The organism is Coprococcus sp. RTP21281st1_F1_RTP21281_210402 (assembly GCF_040915325.1).
GTDB classification, from domain to species: domain Bacteria; phylum Bacillota; class Clostridia; order Lachnospirales; family Lachnospiraceae; genus Coprococcus; species Coprococcus aceti.
The window spans coordinates 157626-174454 of the sequence record NZ_JBCPDQ010000005.1; the positions used below are offsets into that span (position 1 = coordinate 157626).

Consider the following 16829-nt stretch of genomic DNA (forward strand, 5'->3'; position numbering starts at 1 on the left):
GGTGTAGATCTGGTTTAGCATGATCGATATTATATATTTTAAATACCACCTGGTAACAGATCGTAAATGAGGTGTACCCCAGAAGGTCTGTTACCGGGTGGTATTTTTATGTTGAACGCTGAGAGGCGGGATGGTAAGGTATGTAAAAGGATTTTTACACTGTATCCGGGGCAAGGACAAAGCCTTTTGATGGAAAATATGTGATATGGGTGTTAGCATTTGCTCAGATAGAGAACTCAGAGTGATTGATAAAGGAGGTAAAAGAGGAAAAAACATGGAGATTGGAAATAAGATAAAGGAAGCGAGAAATGGAGCTGGGTTAACCCAGGATCAGGCTGCTGAGAAGATTATGGTTTCGAGGCAGACGATATCCAACTGGGAAAATGGAGTTTCCCATAGTTAAAGATACAACACCAAAGATAACGAATCCACGCTTATATGATACTGCATGAAAAAAGGTACTTGATAAAAGCAATGAAGCGCAATATCAAGTACCTTTTTGATTTGTTTTTTACATGGTTATTAAGAAAATTACTCTTATTCCGAGGTCCTCAATCGTTCCACCACAGTTCCCTTGTTAAAGAAGTGGAGAACGATCAGCGGAATAACCGCAGCCAGCAGCAGATAAAGCACACCAATGACCAGAACAGGAACCAATGTGATATTCATAGTGAAGAACCACATAGATGGCGAGTTCAAGACATTTTCCAGCACCGTCACAGTAAGCAGCAGCGCAACCACTCCACCAATGATGTCTGCACCAGCGGCATAGTAGACGCCTTCATAAACCATCAGCCTTTGAAGCTGGCGATTTGTCATACCGATACTCTGCATAGTCGCAAACTCATGGCGGCGGGTGATAATATTGGTGATAATCATATTTGTAAAGTTAATCAGTCCTACTAAAGCCATGATACAGCCAATCAGACTGCCTACAACCAGAACCATACTTGCAACAGAATTTAATTGTTCTTTCAGTAATTTTGTTGAGGTATAGGTAACAGAGGGGTTCTTTTCAACATAACTGCTCAAAAATTCCTCCATTTGCGGCTGTAAGGAATCATCCATATTAAATCCATAACTCAGCAGAGTTGGAGTCGTGTAAATCTGTTTGAACAGAGTGTCCGGCAAATACACAAAGGGCGCATCGCCACCAATATTCCTCATAGCCGTAGTTGTTGACGGCGTTTCGTCCTCAGTTCCAACGGTACAGGCTTTTGCAAGAATTCTGCAGGTTTTGACTAACTCGCCATCCCTGTAAAAAGAAATACTGTCGCCAATCTGTAACTGTTCTGTTAGGGGCGTACTTTTCGGACCACCACTCAGTCGGTCTAACCCTTCTCCAATAATGACATATTCTCCAGTTAGCATTTTTGGTTTCAGTACATTAGGATCTGTTTCTCCAGCATAAATCATCATATCCGCCCAAAAATGTTCGGAAGCGCCAAAAACATTTCCAAAGAAAAGATTTTCTGCATCCGGGGCAGTCTTCATATTATAATTTCCAAAGGCTTTGCGGAGGCTACCGTCCTGATCTTCATAGGTTGAGGTACACTCCAGTCCCTCAAAACCATAATCAACCAGCACGTTACTGTCATCTGCGGTATTGCGATAAAGATACCGTTCTTCTTCCAGACCGTCCTGCTCACGGATCATATCTACCACTTGCTGTGGAAGTGCATCTTCGTGATGTCTAAAGCCTTCCAAAGCATTGGCTGCAATCGAATTATAGACGGTAAAATCTGTTTTCGTTGTGCGGGTAATCCACTTTTCTTCATCAATGCTCTGTGTCACAATAATCATAGTGTTGAACAGAACGATACACAAAAGCATAGAAACAACGATGAATACACAGCGGCGTCTATTGCGTCCCAAGTTGGAAAATGCCATATGGGAGAGTTTTGCACCTCTGGTTCGTGTAACGGTTTTCTTTTTATAATCATCCTGCTCCGTATAGCGGATCGCCTCCATGGGAGATACTTTTGCGGCCTTTTTGGCTGGTTTGCGGGTACTGATAAATACCGTCAGAATCGTAAACAAGGCAGCTATAATAAATAACACGGGGGAGGTCGATGTCTGCAAACTTGTCGCAGAATACTCATAGCTAAAAAGTTCCATTACTACCGGAAGCAACGCCCGGCCTGCAAAGAACCCGGCAATTAAACCAATAGGCAGCCCAATCAGGGTCAGCCATACCGCCTGCCGATTGACGATGTTTTTAATTTGCCGCGTAGAAGCACCAATCATCCGCAGTAAGCCATATTGCCGAACATCCTGCATAACGGAAATATCAAAAATATTATAAATCAGCAAATAGCCGCACAATACAAACATCAGCACAAATACTACGGCAAATAAGATGGACTCCGGAGAAATCATGGCTTTCCCCATCTGGTTTTCAACAGAGAGGATAAAGTTATCAGCAGACATATCCTTTGGATTGCCGCCAATAGAGTAGACAAAGTTATCCATCTGCTCCTGAATGTTCGTCTTGTCTTTCAGCACAACGTCAGAAAAAGTAACCCCTGAGATTTCTCCATCCACTGCGCGGGTATTTTTCACTACATCTGGATTATCTTTTACAAACTGCTCTGAGAGAACCGCCACGCTGACCATATCGTTGCTTGCTTCCCACCAACCGGAAAGCACCATATCATAATGGTAGGTTTTTCCACGAATTTCAAATTCCAGAGGAACTTCTGCTCCAATCTCCGGTTCCACACCAAGGGCTTTCAAAGCCAGTTCGGTAGTAGCAATTTCATTTGCCTTTTCCGGTGCTGAACCATGCGTTGGCACACAGAATGTAAGTTCCTGCTGTATGCTATCAGCATAGTTTAATTCAACAGAATGACCCAGGGCATTGCTTGCATATCCAATCATCCGCCGATGACCTGCCTGCTCCACAAAATCACTGTTTTTCAGTTGCTCAAACTGTTCCTCGGTCATGTACCCAAAGGTTCCATCTGCCTTACTGCCTTTCTGCATCTGCATAGAGAGCTGCATGGAGGATACCATGTTAAATACCAGTGAAGTGATGGATGTAAACAAAAATGCTGTCAGAACGATCGCAAGAATCGCCGCCAGATTACGAACCTTATTTTTTTTGAAATATTGTTTAGACAGCCGCTTGATGGTTTTTGTGTTATTATTGCCAAATAGAATGTCATTCATAGTCCCGCCCCCTTTACTGCACGATCTTGCCATCCTCAATCCGAATGATACGGTCGGCAAGCTGGGCAATCTCATTATTATGAGTAATCATCACGATGGTTTGGTGGAATTTCTGACTTGTGGTTTTCAAAAGCCCCAGCACATCGGCGCTGGTCTTGCTGTCCAGGTTGCCGGTGGGTTCATCAGCCAAAACAATAGAGGGCTTTGACACCAAGGCGCGGGCAATGGCTACGCGCTGCTGCTGACCGCCGGAGAGGTTATTGGGCATATTGTTCAGCTTATCCTCCAGCCCCAGCATCTGAACAACTTCGTTCATAAACGTCTTGTCCACCTTGTTTCCGTCCAGCTCCACAGGCAGCACGATATTTTCATAGACATTCAGCACCGGAACCAGATTGTAGTTCTGGAAGATGAAGCCAATCTTTCTCCTACGGAAGATGGTAAGCTGCTCATCTTTCAATGTTGAGAGTTCACGTCCATCCACAATAACCTTGCCAGAGGTCGGCACATCCAATCCACCAATCATATTCAGCAGTGTAGATTTACCGCTGCCGGAGGTTCCTACGATGGCAACAAATTCGCCCTTTTCAATGGAGAGGGTCACACCATCCAAGGCTCTGGTAATGTTCGGTTTTGCGCCATAATATTTTTTTAGTTCAGTCGTTTGCAAAATGCTCATAAAGAACACCATCCTTTCTTTTTGATAAATCCATTATAACGACCAAACCTCACAGAAATGTCACAGCCGACATAATAAATCGCCCTGAAATGTCACAATCCTGTGATATTTCAAAAAACAGGTTATTCATGTGGAAGAAAAACGGAGAATGTTGAGCCTGTTCCTACTTGGGAAGTGACTTGTATATAACCGTTCTGCAAGCTAATAATTTCCCTTGCGAGATACAGCCCAATGCCGATTCCCTCTATATCGTGGACATCTTCTTCCCGATAAAAGCGCCTAAAAATTGCTCCCTGCTGGTTTTCGGGAATACCTTTGCCGGTATCGGTAATGCTGACTTTCAGGTGCATTTCCCAGCTTTCAACGCAAACACGGATAGAACCGTACTCCGGCGTGTACTTAACTGCATTATCCAATATGTTAAATAAGGCTTCTGCTGTCCATTTGCGGTCATGGGAAACAACCAATGTTTCCGGGCAGTTTACTTCAACTTGTATGTGCTTTCTTTCAGCGCTCATAAAAATACTGCCCAGCGCCATAGCAAGAGTATCATAGATGGGCTGCTGTTTCTTTTCAAGTGAGATAACGCCAGTTTCAAGTCGGGAAGTTTTTATCATAGCCTGCATTAAGAAATCCAGTTTATCAAGCTGTGTGCCACTGGCAAGTAGAAATTCCCGCTGTTTATCCTGTGGCACTTCTTGTTCTAATAAGGTGGCATTTATCATTTTTAAGTTTGATATTGGTGTCTTTACCTGATGAGAAATATCGGAAATCAATTCCTGTAAGTCAGCTCGTTCACTGGCAACGCTGTTTTTGCTTTCCTGCATAACCTCATAAAGGCGCACCAGCCGATGATTGATTTTATAAAACAGGTTTTCTTCTTCGGCAACCTGTGATATATCTATTTTTCCATTCATCATTTCGTCTAAGGTGCAGCAAAGCATTTCAGAAAACAAAGTCAGCTTTCGCCGTATCAGTATCACAAAAGCAGTAACACAAAGTAGAAAAAGCAGACAAAACGCCATGCTACAAAATACCACAGACATTTCTTTTGTCAGGATATATAGAACTGAAAACATGACCACGGATAAAAGTAAAATGGTAGTTGCCAGTATTATGCAGACTTTATTTAAGGAGAGTTTTTTTGAAATCATTTTTGCGCTCCTCCAATCCACATATAGCCCATACCATAAACGGTTTTGATGTAGGAATGCCGGTTCGTTTCAATTTTACTGCGGATGCGGCTGATCGTTGTGGTAAGTGCGTGTTCATCCACATAATTTTCATCTGCATCCCACAGCTTTTCAAGCAATACCTGACGTGTTAGGACAGTTTGTGAGTTTCTTGTTAGCACTTTTAATAAACGATATTCCAACGACGTAAGGGTAATCGGCTGTCCTGCGAGACACGCTGACAATTCGGAAAAATTGATATACAAATTCCCGTCATCGTAGAAATCGCCGCCGGATTGTGCTGAAATGCGGTTCAGTAAAGCAGATACTTTCTTTTGGAACACGCTGATAGGAAAGGGCTTTGTTACATAATCATCTGCGCCCAGTTCAAATCCTTTCAGCATATCGCTTTCCATATCATTTGCGGTTAGAAAAATCACGACGGTATCAGGACGGCGTTCTTTTACCTCACGGCATATATCAAACCCGTTCCCATCTGGCAGATTGACATCCAAAACGATTAAATCATAATCCTGTTTTTCAAGAAATCTTATGGCAACAGCCTTTGACATAGCCCCATCCACGGAATATCCGACAGCCGACAGATTATAGCTTAATGTCTTATTCAAAAGCTGGTCATCTTCAACAACCAGTATTCGCATAGTATCACATCCTTTTTCTTTTTATAGTATCAGCAAAATGTCACAGAAACCTAACAACGAGAAAAAAATTTAGTATTCAGTCAGTTCCACAATTACATTACTCTGCTGATACAGCCAGTCCGTAAATTCTTTCGGGCTGGCCGTTCCTGTTTTTACAGCCTTTTTTCTCTGTAAGGCTTCTTTCTTAAAGTCGGAAAAGGCAGCCTGTATTTTTTCCAGACGGTCAGCCGGAAAGCCTGCGGTATTTTTTACCCGGTTTATTTTGTTGCGCCAGTTCTGGCATTCATTTTTATAAAGCAGGTCATAGTTATTTTCTCTTGCCCTCTCGTCAAATTCACGCTTGTTTTGAAGCGCCTGTGCTTTTCGGCACTTGTCGCTGCACAGCTCATACCGCTGGCTCTTTGCCAGAAAATATTTTCCACAGACCTTGCACCGCCGGAAGCAAAGCCCCCAGTCATTCAGCCTGTTCAGATAATAGGTAATCAACGGGTAGAGGGACGCATAGGCAGACACACATTCTTCTGTGCGCCGGTTGTCCGGGAACCAGAGGTCAAGCCGGGTATCTTCTGACGGTGCGCCTTTGAAATAAAGGCTGCCAGCTTGAAAATGTTTCGGTTTTCCTGTCTCCCTGTCAAAGCTCATGGCTTCGTTATGGAATACCCCGGTCAGGCTGCTCATTTTATCCATGAAGCGGTCACAGGCAGCGTTACGGTCACGGGGTTCTCTGGCAAGCAGATAGCTGTTCCAGATACGGAACGCCACATACATTTCCAGAGGGTCATTGCTAAGATATTTTCCCCAGAGAAATTCGCTTGCCGCCTGCTCCAGCTCCGGCTGTTTCCATCGGTTGGAGTGGAGGGCTTGCCGCAGCGGAGAAAGCCCGTATAAGTTCCAGTCTCTGTCCGTGTCACGCTCAAAGTTTATCAAAAAAGTTCCCAGCGGGCGTGTCATATCACAAAGCACCTCTGCGTTTTGGCTCCCGTTCAGCCGGAAGCGGATCTGCTGTTCTTCCCCAATCAAAATCCGCTCTTTCATTTTCTTCCTGTCCAGCGTCAGGACAAACAAAATCCTCTCAAAACATGGCTCATGCCGTATAAACTGATTCTCCATCCCTATCCCCTGCCTTTGTTTATGGTAATTATATAATTTAGTTATATCAATTACACTCATGGTATCGCAGAAGCATTGTTTTGTCAAGGATAGTCCGCTATGATGATTGCAGTTGGTAATTTCGTACCACACAGTACCTTGACAAGTGAATGACCGTCCAAAAGGGATATGACCGGCAGGAGAAGTGACGCATCCGGCGCACCAATGCAGGGAAACACCGCAGGAATGGGGCAGGAAAACGGCTTTGGGGGAGAACGGCAACAGGAAGCATTTTAACCTATTTGATTTATGGGAGGAACAGAATGAACGATAAAAAGAGATTGAACAGCTACGAGGATTTACCGCTGGTTCTGGATGTGGCGGACATTCAGCGGATTATGGGAATTTCAAGAGCGAGCGCCTATGAGCTGGTACACACACCCAGCTTTCCGGCGTTCCGCAGGGGCAGGCTTATCAATGTCAGCAAAATTGCTTTCTTTGAATGGATGGCAAAAGGCTCCGAAACCGTACTGAGAAGCGACAAATAAGCGTGAGGTATTATCCCCTGACTGCAATACTGCCGCACTTTCCAAAGGGGCATACAGAGGGAAAAAACCTTAAAAATGATACCGAAACGCTACACCAAAACAGCCTATCTGCGTACATCAGATAGAAACGGAGAAAGGAGCCGGTTATGGCAAGAATGAGCAACAAGCGGCGGTTGGAATGGTCTTTCTTCTTAAATGACCGCAGCCGTATCACTTACAACGAACTGTGCCGGAAATGCCAGCACGAATGTAAACAGAGCTTCCGGGCGGTTGTGGTTGACTGCCTGAAGTATCTTTCCAAGCGTTCCAAGAAAAAGGACAAGACTGCCGGAAACGGCAAAATCCCTTAGGAACTAAGGGCGCACTTCTATACATAGTCTAAAGACCATGTATCGTGCGTCCTGCGGAGCTTACCTCTGCCGCTGATAAAATCAGCAGTCCGAGGTCTGCGTTCGCTTCGCTCCGACAAGGTGGCTACACCCCCTTGCGCCGCTAAAGCGGCTATCCCCTGTGTACCCGCCGCAAAGAGAAATCCGCTCTGCGGTTTTCCCTTTTCATCGGGTTTTATAGAAGCACTGACACACAGACTGTCTGCGGATGGTCTTTAGCCTATGGGGAAAACAAGCAGAATAAGAACCCATACGGGTACTACCATTGCAGCAAGAACGGACAGGGATTACGCCAGTGTTCCATGCACTATATCCGCTATGATGTACTGTATGCCTATGTGCTTGTAAGACTGCAATACTGGTCTATGCTGGCACAGAAAGACGAGGACAAGCTGCTGAAACGCCTGCTCAATGCCAGCGACAGGGAAAGAAACTCTGCGAAGAAAAAGCAGGCTGCGGAGCTGAAAAAGGCAGAGAAGCGTAAAGCCGAGGTTGACGGGCTGTTTGCTAAAATGTATGAGGACTGGTCTGCCGGACGCATAACCGAGTATAACTTCAATATGCTGTCCGAGAAGTACCAGAACGAGCAAAAGGAGCTTGAAACAAAAATAAGACAGCTTCACGAAACGATGGAAGCCGCCGTACAGACCGCAGCGGATGCTGAAAAGTGGATTGACCTAATGAAACAGTATGTCAACCCTGTGGAGCTGACCGCAGAACTTCTGAACACTCTAATTGAAAAAATAACCGTCCACGAAGCTGTCAAGGGCGAGGACGGAAGCCGTGAGCAGGAAGTAGAAATCTACTACCGCTTCATCGGCAAAATTGACTGACCTTTCTTTTTTACCCAATAATATCTTTAATTAAGGGAAACGGGAAAGACCATGCCAGATATTGCCAGCGTGATCAAAATGAGTGATCTCTATCATATCAGTCTGGATGAACTGTTGAAAGGAGATCAGGATATGATGAAAAAGATAGAGAAGGACACAAATATCGTAAGGTCCAACAGTAGGCTTATCGCTGTGGGCATAGTGGCTATCATAGTGGCTGTCGTTGTCATATTTGCAAGTATCATGACGGGAAATGCGGTGTTGGATTTTCTTGCGGCGGCGCTTCCGTGGGTATTCATGGGGATTGCCCTTGCGTGTTTTCTTGCAACGAGAAAGCCTGATGAGAACACGCCGAAGCTCAGGGTGGCAGGATTTATACCTATCATGATAGGTGTGATGTTTATGATAGGTGGAATATATCTGATGAACGCATGTATGTGGAGAGGGATTGGAATTGGAGCGTTGGTTGTAGGCATTGTATTGAATGGAGTGGGGCTGGTAATTTTATTTTACAGAAAAAAATAGAGATGGAAAGCGTTGTTTGCTGTCCTTGAAATATTTGTGATAGTAGTATAATATGTAACTGTTTGGCAACGGATATATTGTATCTGATGCCAGACAGTTATTTTTGTGCGGACAAGGTATCAGAGAATATGATCACACAAGAAGCAAAGCGGCTGTATAAATTTGAAAACACGTTTTGTGTTTCTCAGAACATGATAGATTAGAAGATGCGAGGAATTACGATATGATGAAATTAACAGACTTTTACTATGATCTGCCACAGGAACTTATAGCACAGGACCCACTCCTCAAGAGAAGTGAGTCACGTCTCATGGTCCTGGACAGAAAAGATAATACGATAGAGCACAAGCACTTTTATGATGTGATAGACTACCTGAATCCGGGAGACTGTCTGGTCATCAACGATACAAGGGTTCTTCCGGCGAGACTTATGGGCGTCAAGGAGGATACGGGAGCATCCATAGAGGTTCTTCTTCTGAAGAGAAAGGACGACTGTACATGGGAGACTCTGGTAAAACCGGGCAAAAAGTGTAAGGTGGGTGCTCGTATAGTATTTGGTTCAGAGTCAAATGAACCTGACCCTGAGACAGGACTTATAAAGGGCAAACTTGTTGGTGAGGTCGTCGATATAGTTGAGGAGGGCAACAGACTCATCAGATTTGAGTTCGATGGAATATTCGAGGAGATCCTTGACGAGCTGGGACAGATGCCACTCCCTCCATATATCACACATAAGCTTGAGGACAAGAACAGATATCAGACAGTTTATGCAGAGCATGACGGTTCTGCGGCAGCACCGACTGCAGGACTTCACTTTACAACAGAGCTGCTTGACCAGATCAAAGCGAAGGGAATCAAGATAGCGCATGTGACACTTCACGTCGGACTTGGAACGTTCAGACCAGTGAAGGAAGAGAACATACTAGATCACCACATGCATTCTGAGTTCTGTATCATAGAGCAGGATGCAGCTGATATGATCAACGAGACAAAGGCTGCAGGCGGAAGAGTTGTGTCCGTAGGAACGACAAGTACCAGAACTCTTGAGTCCATGTCGGACGACGATGGAACAGTTCATGCAGGCAGCAAATGGACGGATATTTTCATTTATCCGGGATACAAGTTCAAGGTTATTGACGCACTCATCACGAATTTCCATCTGCCTGAGTCAACGCTTCTTATGCTTGTTTCTGCGCTGTACGACAGAGAGCATATACTTGAGGCGTACAAGGTGGCGGTTGAGGAGAAGTACAGATTCTTCTCATTTGGCGATGCTATGCTGATAAAATAGCAGAAGAATCAGGACGATTAGAATAAAGGCATGATGTAATAGGGGTGCTGATAATTTATGTACTCTGGATGGGACTTATATCCGGAGAGGAGACAGATATATGGGAAAGAAGATATGCGTGGTATTCCCGGGAATCGGATATCACACTGATAAACCGTTACTTTACTACAGTAAAAAATATATGATGGCACATGGATATGATATTGTTGATGTGACATATGGCAAGCTTTCGGGACATCTCCCGGAGGAGATACAGAAGGTATTTGATGATGGCTGGAATAAAGCGGTAGATTGTCTGAAGAATGTGGATTTCTCGGATGCTGAGGATATAGTATTTCTATCAAAGAGTATAGGTACGGCTATATCTGCAAGATATGTGGCGGAGAAAGGACTTAAAGTAAGAAATATATATTTCACACCACTTGAGATTACCATGCAATATGCCAATTCAAATGGCATAGCTTTTCACGGAACGGCGGATCCACTAGTGAATACGGGTGAGATAACCAAACTTTGCGAGGAAAGACATATACCACTCTACAGATATGAGGGTGGCAATCACTCAATAGAGACAAAGGATATTCTATGGAACATAAAAACGCAGAAAGATATAGCGGAAAAATATATAGATTATTTGAACTTCTAGGACATACAGAGGGGCAGTTATATATTGCGGGGATAGCAGTGCTCATAACACTGCTTATCGGCACGGCGGTATATATACTGCTCCTTCGTGTACTTCCGGATACAAGCTGGCTTGAGGGGTGTCAGATACGCCGGTTTACAGGGGTGATATGTCCCGCATGCGGTACGACAAGGGCTGTACTTGCCATGCTCCACGGACATATTCTGACGGCTATGTATTACCATGTGGCGACTGTGTATCTGGCGTGCATCTGCATCATATATTTGGTGGGCAATACGATCAGGCTTGCCACGAATGGCAGGACACCGCTTGTGAGATTCCGGTTGTGGTATGTGTATGTGTGGCTTGGGATATTTGTGGTGTCTTACGTGGTGAAGCTGGTGGTGCCGGGATATGTCATATAATGAGCGCAAGTTGAGTAGGCGTGTGCGTGTCATCGCGCTTATGCACGATGACATATGATATAAGGAGTGGATTTTATGAGACTTATGATAAAACAACGGGTATTTGCCTGGACAGATACCTACGATATATATGATGAATGGGGAAACAAAAAGTATTTTGTGAAGTCGGAGGCGTTTCGGCTGACGCATCAGGTTCACGTATATGACATTGCGGGAAATGAGATAGGTCTTATCAGTCAGAGATTATTCGCGTTCCTGCCTACATTTGACATCAGTGTGGGTGGCAGACCGTGTGGAAGTATCAGGAAGGAATTTACATTCTTCAAGCCATCGTACAGTATTGAGTATGGAGGATGGCAGTGTGATGGAGATTTCCTTTCGTGGAATTACAGTGTCACAGCTGGAAGCAGGCTGGTGGCAAATATAGCAAAGCAGCTTCTCAGCTGGGGAGATACATACACACTTGATATCTCAGATCCGGGTGATGAGATCATGGCACTTATGCTGGTGATCGCCATTGATGCGGCCAATTGTTCGCAGAATAATAATTAATTTTTAAACAGGTATTAAGAACTCCTTCATCAGAATCCATTGATAAGAAGAAAAAGATGCTTAAGGCAAGAAAGCGGATTGAAAATAAATGAGTTATTTGACAACAGAAGAATTTGAAAGTATTTTGGATAATGTGTCGATATTTCCAGTTACCTCAGTAGAATTAGGAGATATTTCACAGTATTTTTTTGAATGTGGAGATGCAGAAGAGTATGTCACATTTTTGATTAATAAGATCGTTTAGAAAGCATTTAGAAATTATCCCTTTTATGTTTAGTCGGATGTATGATAGCAGAGCTCTGGATCATCCTTGGAATCTGTAATTGAATATGTTTACAAAAAGGCTTTTCGGGTTATTTGTAACCGGAAAGCCTTTTTTGTCCAAAATCGGCACAATCATGTCGTTTCGTGCATTCAGCATTGAAGAGGTAATATAACAAAGTGTATAATATTCAAATGTTTTACATAATGGGGTGAGTATATGGACCAAAGAAGTAAGCTTAATATAGCGGTATGCGATGATGATATATTTGTAACTGAACAGCTGAGTGAATGGATAAAGGAATATTTTGTTTCCAATCATTTGGAAGAACCCAACATATATGAGTTTGACAATGGCGAGGATCTGATAAAAAGCGAAGTGAAATATGATTTTGTATTCTTGGATATAGTAATTCCGGGAATGAATGGGATAAATATAGGCAGACGGCTATTGGCGCAGAATGAGGAGTGTCTGATATATATAATAACGGCATACGACAGCTATCTTGATGCTGCTATGAGCTTGAGGGTGTTCAGGTATATTTCAAAGCCGCTTGACAAATCCCGTATATACCGAAATATACAGGATGGACTTAAGATATACACAACATCAAATACTAAGATATTGATTGAGACAAAGAATGAAAATATAATCCTCAGAGCTCCGGAGATTATTTACCTGAAGGCACAGGGACATACGCTATTTGTGAACACCAGTGAGGGAAAATACATCTCTGTGAGAAAGATGGATTACTGGGAGAAGACATTGGATACAAGGGGATTTTTTAGAACACACAGAAGTTTTATTGTGAATATGGAACATGTAGTAAGGTTTGATCATTCATTGGTGTATCTGGATACTGGGGTAACAGCCTATCTAACGAAACGCAATTATCAAAATTTTAAGCATGCATTTATGATGTATTTGGAGGGGGCAAGGACATGACAATGGCTATGATTTATGGAATCGTTTTTCTGATAGAAGCGTTGATAGCATTTCAATACTTCGAGTGGATGTTTGTAAAACCAAGATATACGGTGATAAAGAGATTTGTTTTGGTGTTGGCGTGTTATGTTGTTTTATTTGGTTTGTTTGAACTAAATATATTGATATTTAATTTTATTTCATTTCCAGTATTCAACTGGATAATAATAAAATTTGTATATGGACAAAAAACTTTAAGCTCAGTTTTTCACAGTGTGGCAATGTCAGTAATTATGACATTGTCAGAGATGGTGGTTGTGGCGGTATTTTCTGGAATCAGTCAAAAAGCATGGGATCCATCTGGTGGTGTTTTGACGGTATTATTTTTTGCAATGTTAAGTAAGTTTGTGTATTTCCTTGTGATGTTTGCAATCAGCCGATACGGGATGAGACACAGGGTGGATGTACATATGGGAGCACAGGGGTGGGTAATTCTTGTCATACCAGTGTGTGTGATAGTTGTTGTGTGTCTGCTCAATTACATGTGTTACTTTTCTGACATCAGCAAAATGCAGGAATCCATAGTGTTGTATTGTTCAATAATCTGTCTGGTGATAATTATTATTTCATTTGTGATCTACGGATATCTGCAGAGTGCCTACAAGGAGAATCTGGATAAGACATTGCAGATCCAGAGAGAAAAATATGACGTTGAGTATTATAAAAAAATTATCAGTCAGGACGAAGAGCAGAAAATAATGATACATGACATAAAAAAGCATATCAGCGGGATACATGATTTGCTCGAACATCATGATTACGATAAGGCAGTTGAATATACTGAAAGGATATATGAATCCAGCGAGTTGAAAGAGACTATAAGGTTTTCGGATGATCATATGGTAAATGTTATTCTTAATAGATATGCCAGCAGGTTCATTGATGCGGGGATTCATTATGATTTTGATGTGAGAAGGGCACGTATGGATTACATGCAGGTAGATGACTTAACTGTCCTTCTGTGTAATATGCTGGACAATGCCAGTGAGGCAATGAGTGAAATAGGCAGTGCCAGTGTGGAACTTAGAATGAATTCACAGGGGAACGATGGTGGAACGATCATAGCAATGACAAATGATTGTACGCACAGATATGATTCACAAAAGTCCGGTAAGCCGGATCAAAAATTCCATGGATTTGGAATAAAGAGTATGAAAAAGGTCGCAGAAAAGTATGGTGGCAGTGTTGATGCATATTATTCAGAGGATGATCAAAGATTCCATACGGTCATATATCTGTCAAATGCTACTATGTAAAACAGTTTGATGTTTATGTAAAATAAAACGGAGGTGTACTATGGACAAGAAAAAAATAATGTGTGCAGCACTTATTTCTGTTATGGCATTAAGTCTTGCTGCGTGTGGAAATAAAAAAGTTGATTATGGAATGAATGGTGGCAGTGATGATGCAGCTGATGCCGGTGGAATTAGTGGTCAGCTTGATGTTCCGGATAGCTGTGACGTAACTTTTGACACAGGAGAATCGAAACTCTCATCCATAACCTTGAAGGATGATGATATAGAGATCCCTGACGCTGGCAAAGTATATAAGGTCGGATTTGATGCGGTAAATGCGCCATGTTCAGGCGATGAGCTTAAAACTATAATATCAAAGCTTTTTGACGAGACATCAGAGGTAAGGTGGCAAAGTGCTGACGCTGCTGATTCAAAGGAGATACTGGACAACACGATAGAAATGTATAAGTCAGAAATAGAGAAAGCCTTGGCGAATGGTGATCCTGGTTATGCCGAACTTTTGGAGGTGGAACTGGTAAAATACGAAGAAGAAAGGAAGAATATGTCTGACGAGCTGCCATTAGCTACAGAATATAAGCTTAACGAGCATTATGTTGCGGAAAAAGATGGGATACAGAGAATATTTATGGCTGCATCTGATGCTGAAGATGGAGATGGATACAACAATAGCTATTTTACATACGATATGACACCAGAGGGTGAGGATAAGGCTCTTGTATCAGAGGTTCCTGGAACTGAAAGTACGTATGAGATCAATGTTGTCGGTGAAGACACATATGATGGGGACGAGAAGAATCCGATCACAGAAGATGAAGGACTCGGTTCTGCAATGAAGTTACTAGACAATCTGGGGATAAGCGGCTTTGCATGTACAGAGACAGAGGAGGCGGTAAGAGCCTGGACTGGAGGTTCATATGGTGAAGATATCTGTAAAAAGCCGGATGGATACAGATTTCAGTTCGGACGGAAGATAGATGGCATAGACGTGGTATACTCAACAGATATCGATACCGTGGATAGTATTGATACCGATAACCTTACCTATAAAGGTGGAGTTGACAAGGCGGTAATAAGTGTTGATAAGTTTGGGGTTGTCTCATCTACAGTGTATGTATATGCCGATGAGGATACGTTTGATAAAGAGGAGGTCAAGCTTTTAAGCTGGGATGAGATGATTAAAGCTGCGGGCGAGAGTATAGCCAAATATTATAAGGATCACCCGACAAATTATGGAACGGTGGAATTTAATGATGTGGAACTTGCCTATGTACCATGTGCTGATGAGTCGGGAAATAAGTATTTTGTTCCGACATGGATATTTTCTCAGAATGAATATAATGAAGACTACCGATGCGATATGCCCTTGCAGAGGGTATATATAAATGCGATAGATGGAAACTACATAGATATAGTGGATAACATGAAAAAGATGGGAATGTATGAGGAGACAGGCAGGAAATAGTCATGAACAAGATATCAAAGTATGTTGTGATTATAGTAGGCATATTGGTAATGGTGGTGTTGCTGCCATTAGGTTATGTTAGATATAAGACGCGTTACGAAGCTGAGCAGATAAGTGTGTTAACGTCTCCAGATGGTGATTATGAGCTTGTGATCTATTCTGTTGGCGACCCGGATTTTCCATTTGGAGCTGCCCATGGAAGACTGGTGCTGAAGGGCAAAGAGAAGACGGTTGCATATAGGTCATTTGAAGTGGCAAATGATGGTGCAAGATTTGACGAAAGCGATCTAAAGACGACATGGTATATTGATCGTGTGGAGGTGGTAGTGTCTGGCTCTGAACAGCGTGACGAGCTTGTGACCATGCGTTTTAATGGGCAGACCAGCAGTAGACGTCTCACGACCAGATATAGAAGAGAAGATACGGATATAGAAAAAGACAGCGAACAAGACTCTGCGATAACGGAAAAAGCTTCGGGTGACAGCAGGGAGAATGCAGAGAGCTCCACTGATTCCTCTGTTGATCCTGATGTAAATGATCAGCCAGAAAATAAGGAAATTACAGTCGGGTATCAGGCGATCTTTGAGAAATATTCAGATGCCACAGCTGGAAAATTCGAAGTATATTACGGCGCCTCGGAGTCATCATCAAGATGTATATTGTCTGAAAGTGATACTACAGTGGAATACATTGTATATGATGGCAAGTCAGAAAATGAGAAGTGCGGTCTGTATGTAAGGTATCGTACTGAAAAAGGCGGTGATGGAACATATGATTATGGCAGCGCCGAAATAGAAGATATCTATGCATATGTATTTTCCAGTGGAGAAGTGATAAGCAGTGGAAAGACAAACTGGGAAGATACTGGAACTGATGAGTTTGAGAGGGCAACGGAGTAAGCTGT

At 42.8% G+C, this 16829-nt stretch carries 17 protein-coding genes and 1 pseudogene; 13 read left to right on the top strand and 5 right to left on the bottom strand.

Translation table 11 applies throughout. The features are described from left to right. Positions 1–205 precede the first annotated feature (205 nt). Complete coding sequence (locus tag AB5150_RS08620) at positions 206–403, top strand: helix-turn-helix domain-containing protein (protein ID WP_317233054.1); 198 nt, start codon at positions 206–208, stop codon at positions 401–403. Positions 404–537: 134 nt separating this feature from the next. Here AB5150_RS08620 and AB5150_RS08625 read toward each other — a convergent pair whose 3' ends face one another. The 5 genes from AB5150_RS08625 to AB5150_RS08645 form a co-directional block, all read right to left on the bottom strand. Further along, entirely contained in the window at positions 538–3171 is a 2634-nt protein-coding gene (locus tag AB5150_RS08625; RefSeq protein WP_055223746.1) for an ABC transporter permease, read from the bottom strand. Positions 3172–3184: 13 nt separating this feature from the next. Beyond that, a complete protein-coding gene (locus AB5150_RS08630) occupies positions 3185–3850 on the bottom strand; it encodes an ABC transporter ATP-binding protein (protein ID WP_028088038.1) in 666 nt (221 codons plus the stop codon). A gap of 122 nt (positions 3851–3972) precedes the next feature. Then, positions 3973–5004 (bottom strand): sensor histidine kinase KdpD, encoded by a 1032-nt coding sequence (locus tag AB5150_RS08635; RefSeq protein ID WP_055223750.1) that lies wholly within the window; start codon positions 5002–5004, stop codon positions 3973–3975. Further along, positions 5001–5684, bottom strand: coding sequence for a response regulator transcription factor (locus AB5150_RS08640; RefSeq protein WP_055223752.1), 684 nt, complete (start codon positions 5682–5684; stop codon positions 5001–5003). The genes AB5150_RS08635 and AB5150_RS08640 overlap by 4 nt, the downstream gene beginning before the upstream one ends. 69 nt (positions 5685–5753) lie before the next feature. After that, positions 5754–6794: a DUF6076 domain-containing protein gene (locus AB5150_RS08645; protein WP_215684841.1), complete on the bottom strand. Its 1041-nt coding sequence runs from the start codon at positions 6792–6794 to the stop codon at positions 5754–5756. 302 nt (positions 6795–7096) lie between these two features. Here AB5150_RS08645 and AB5150_RS08650 point away from each other — a divergent pair, with 302 nt between their 5' ends. The 12 genes and pseudogenes from AB5150_RS08650 (at position 7097) to AB5150_RS08705 (ending at position 16824) form a co-directional block, all read left to right on the top strand. Further along, positions 7097–7321, top strand: coding sequence for a helix-turn-helix domain-containing protein (locus tag AB5150_RS08650; protein WP_055223756.1), 225 nt, complete (start codon positions 7097–7099; stop codon positions 7319–7321). Between the two features lie 146 nt (positions 7322–7467). Beyond that, positions 7468–7671: a hypothetical protein gene (locus tag AB5150_RS08655; RefSeq protein ID WP_082419760.1), complete on the top strand. Its 204-nt coding sequence runs from the start codon at positions 7468–7470 to the stop codon at positions 7669–7671. A 242-nt stretch (positions 7672–7913) separates the two neighbouring features. Continuing rightward, positions 7914–8543, top strand: a pseudogene (locus tag AB5150_RS08660) (DUF4368 domain-containing protein); the annotation flags it as partial. A 132-nt stretch (positions 8544–8675) separates the two neighbouring features. Continuing rightward, complete coding sequence (locus tag AB5150_RS08665; protein WP_055272543.1) at positions 8676–9068, top strand: hypothetical protein; 393 nt, start codon at positions 8676–8678, stop codon at positions 9066–9068. A 226-nt stretch (positions 9069–9294) separates the two neighbouring features. Beyond that, positions 9295–10359: a tRNA preQ1(34) S-adenosylmethionine ribosyltransferase-isomerase QueA gene (queA, locus tag AB5150_RS08670; RefSeq protein WP_055223842.1), complete on the top strand. Its 1065-nt coding sequence runs from the start codon at positions 9295–9297 to the stop codon at positions 10357–10359. 100 nt (positions 10360–10459) lie between these two features. Beyond that, positions 10460–11005, top strand: coding sequence for an alpha/beta hydrolase (locus tag AB5150_RS08675; protein ID WP_055223760.1), 546 nt, complete (start codon positions 10460–10462; stop codon positions 11003–11005). Continuing rightward, entirely contained in the window at positions 10945–11409 is a 465-nt protein-coding gene (locus tag AB5150_RS08680; protein ID WP_082431310.1) for a DUF2752 domain-containing protein, read from the top strand. The genes AB5150_RS08675 and AB5150_RS08680 overlap by 61 nt, the downstream gene beginning before the upstream one ends. Positions 11410–11484: 75 nt before the next feature. Then, complete coding sequence (locus AB5150_RS08685; RefSeq protein WP_055223764.1) at positions 11485–11961, top strand: LURP-one-related/scramblase family protein; 477 nt, start codon at positions 11485–11487, stop codon at positions 11959–11961. Between the two features lie 481 nt (positions 11962–12442). Continuing rightward, a complete protein-coding gene (locus AB5150_RS08690) occupies positions 12443–13168 on the top strand; it encodes a LytR/AlgR family response regulator transcription factor (protein ID WP_368291699.1) in 726 nt (241 codons plus the stop codon). Beyond that, positions 13165–14463 (top strand): GHKL domain-containing protein, encoded by a 1299-nt coding sequence (locus tag AB5150_RS08695; protein WP_055223768.1) that lies wholly within the window; start codon positions 13165–13167, stop codon positions 14461–14463. The genes AB5150_RS08690 and AB5150_RS08695 overlap by 4 nt, the downstream gene beginning before the upstream one ends. A 40-nt stretch (positions 14464–14503) precedes the next feature. Continuing rightward, positions 14504–15925, top strand: a complete 1422-nt coding sequence (locus tag AB5150_RS08700; protein ID WP_055223770.1) for a hypothetical protein — start codon at positions 14504–14506, stop codon at positions 15923–15925. Between the two features lie 2 nt (positions 15926–15927). Beyond that, the gene (locus tag AB5150_RS08705) at positions 15928–16824 is read left to right on the top strand and encodes a hypothetical protein (RefSeq protein WP_055223772.1); all 897 of its coding nucleotides are present in this window, start codon (positions 15928–15930) and stop codon (positions 16822–16824) included. Positions 16825–16829: the final 5 nt, after the last annotated feature.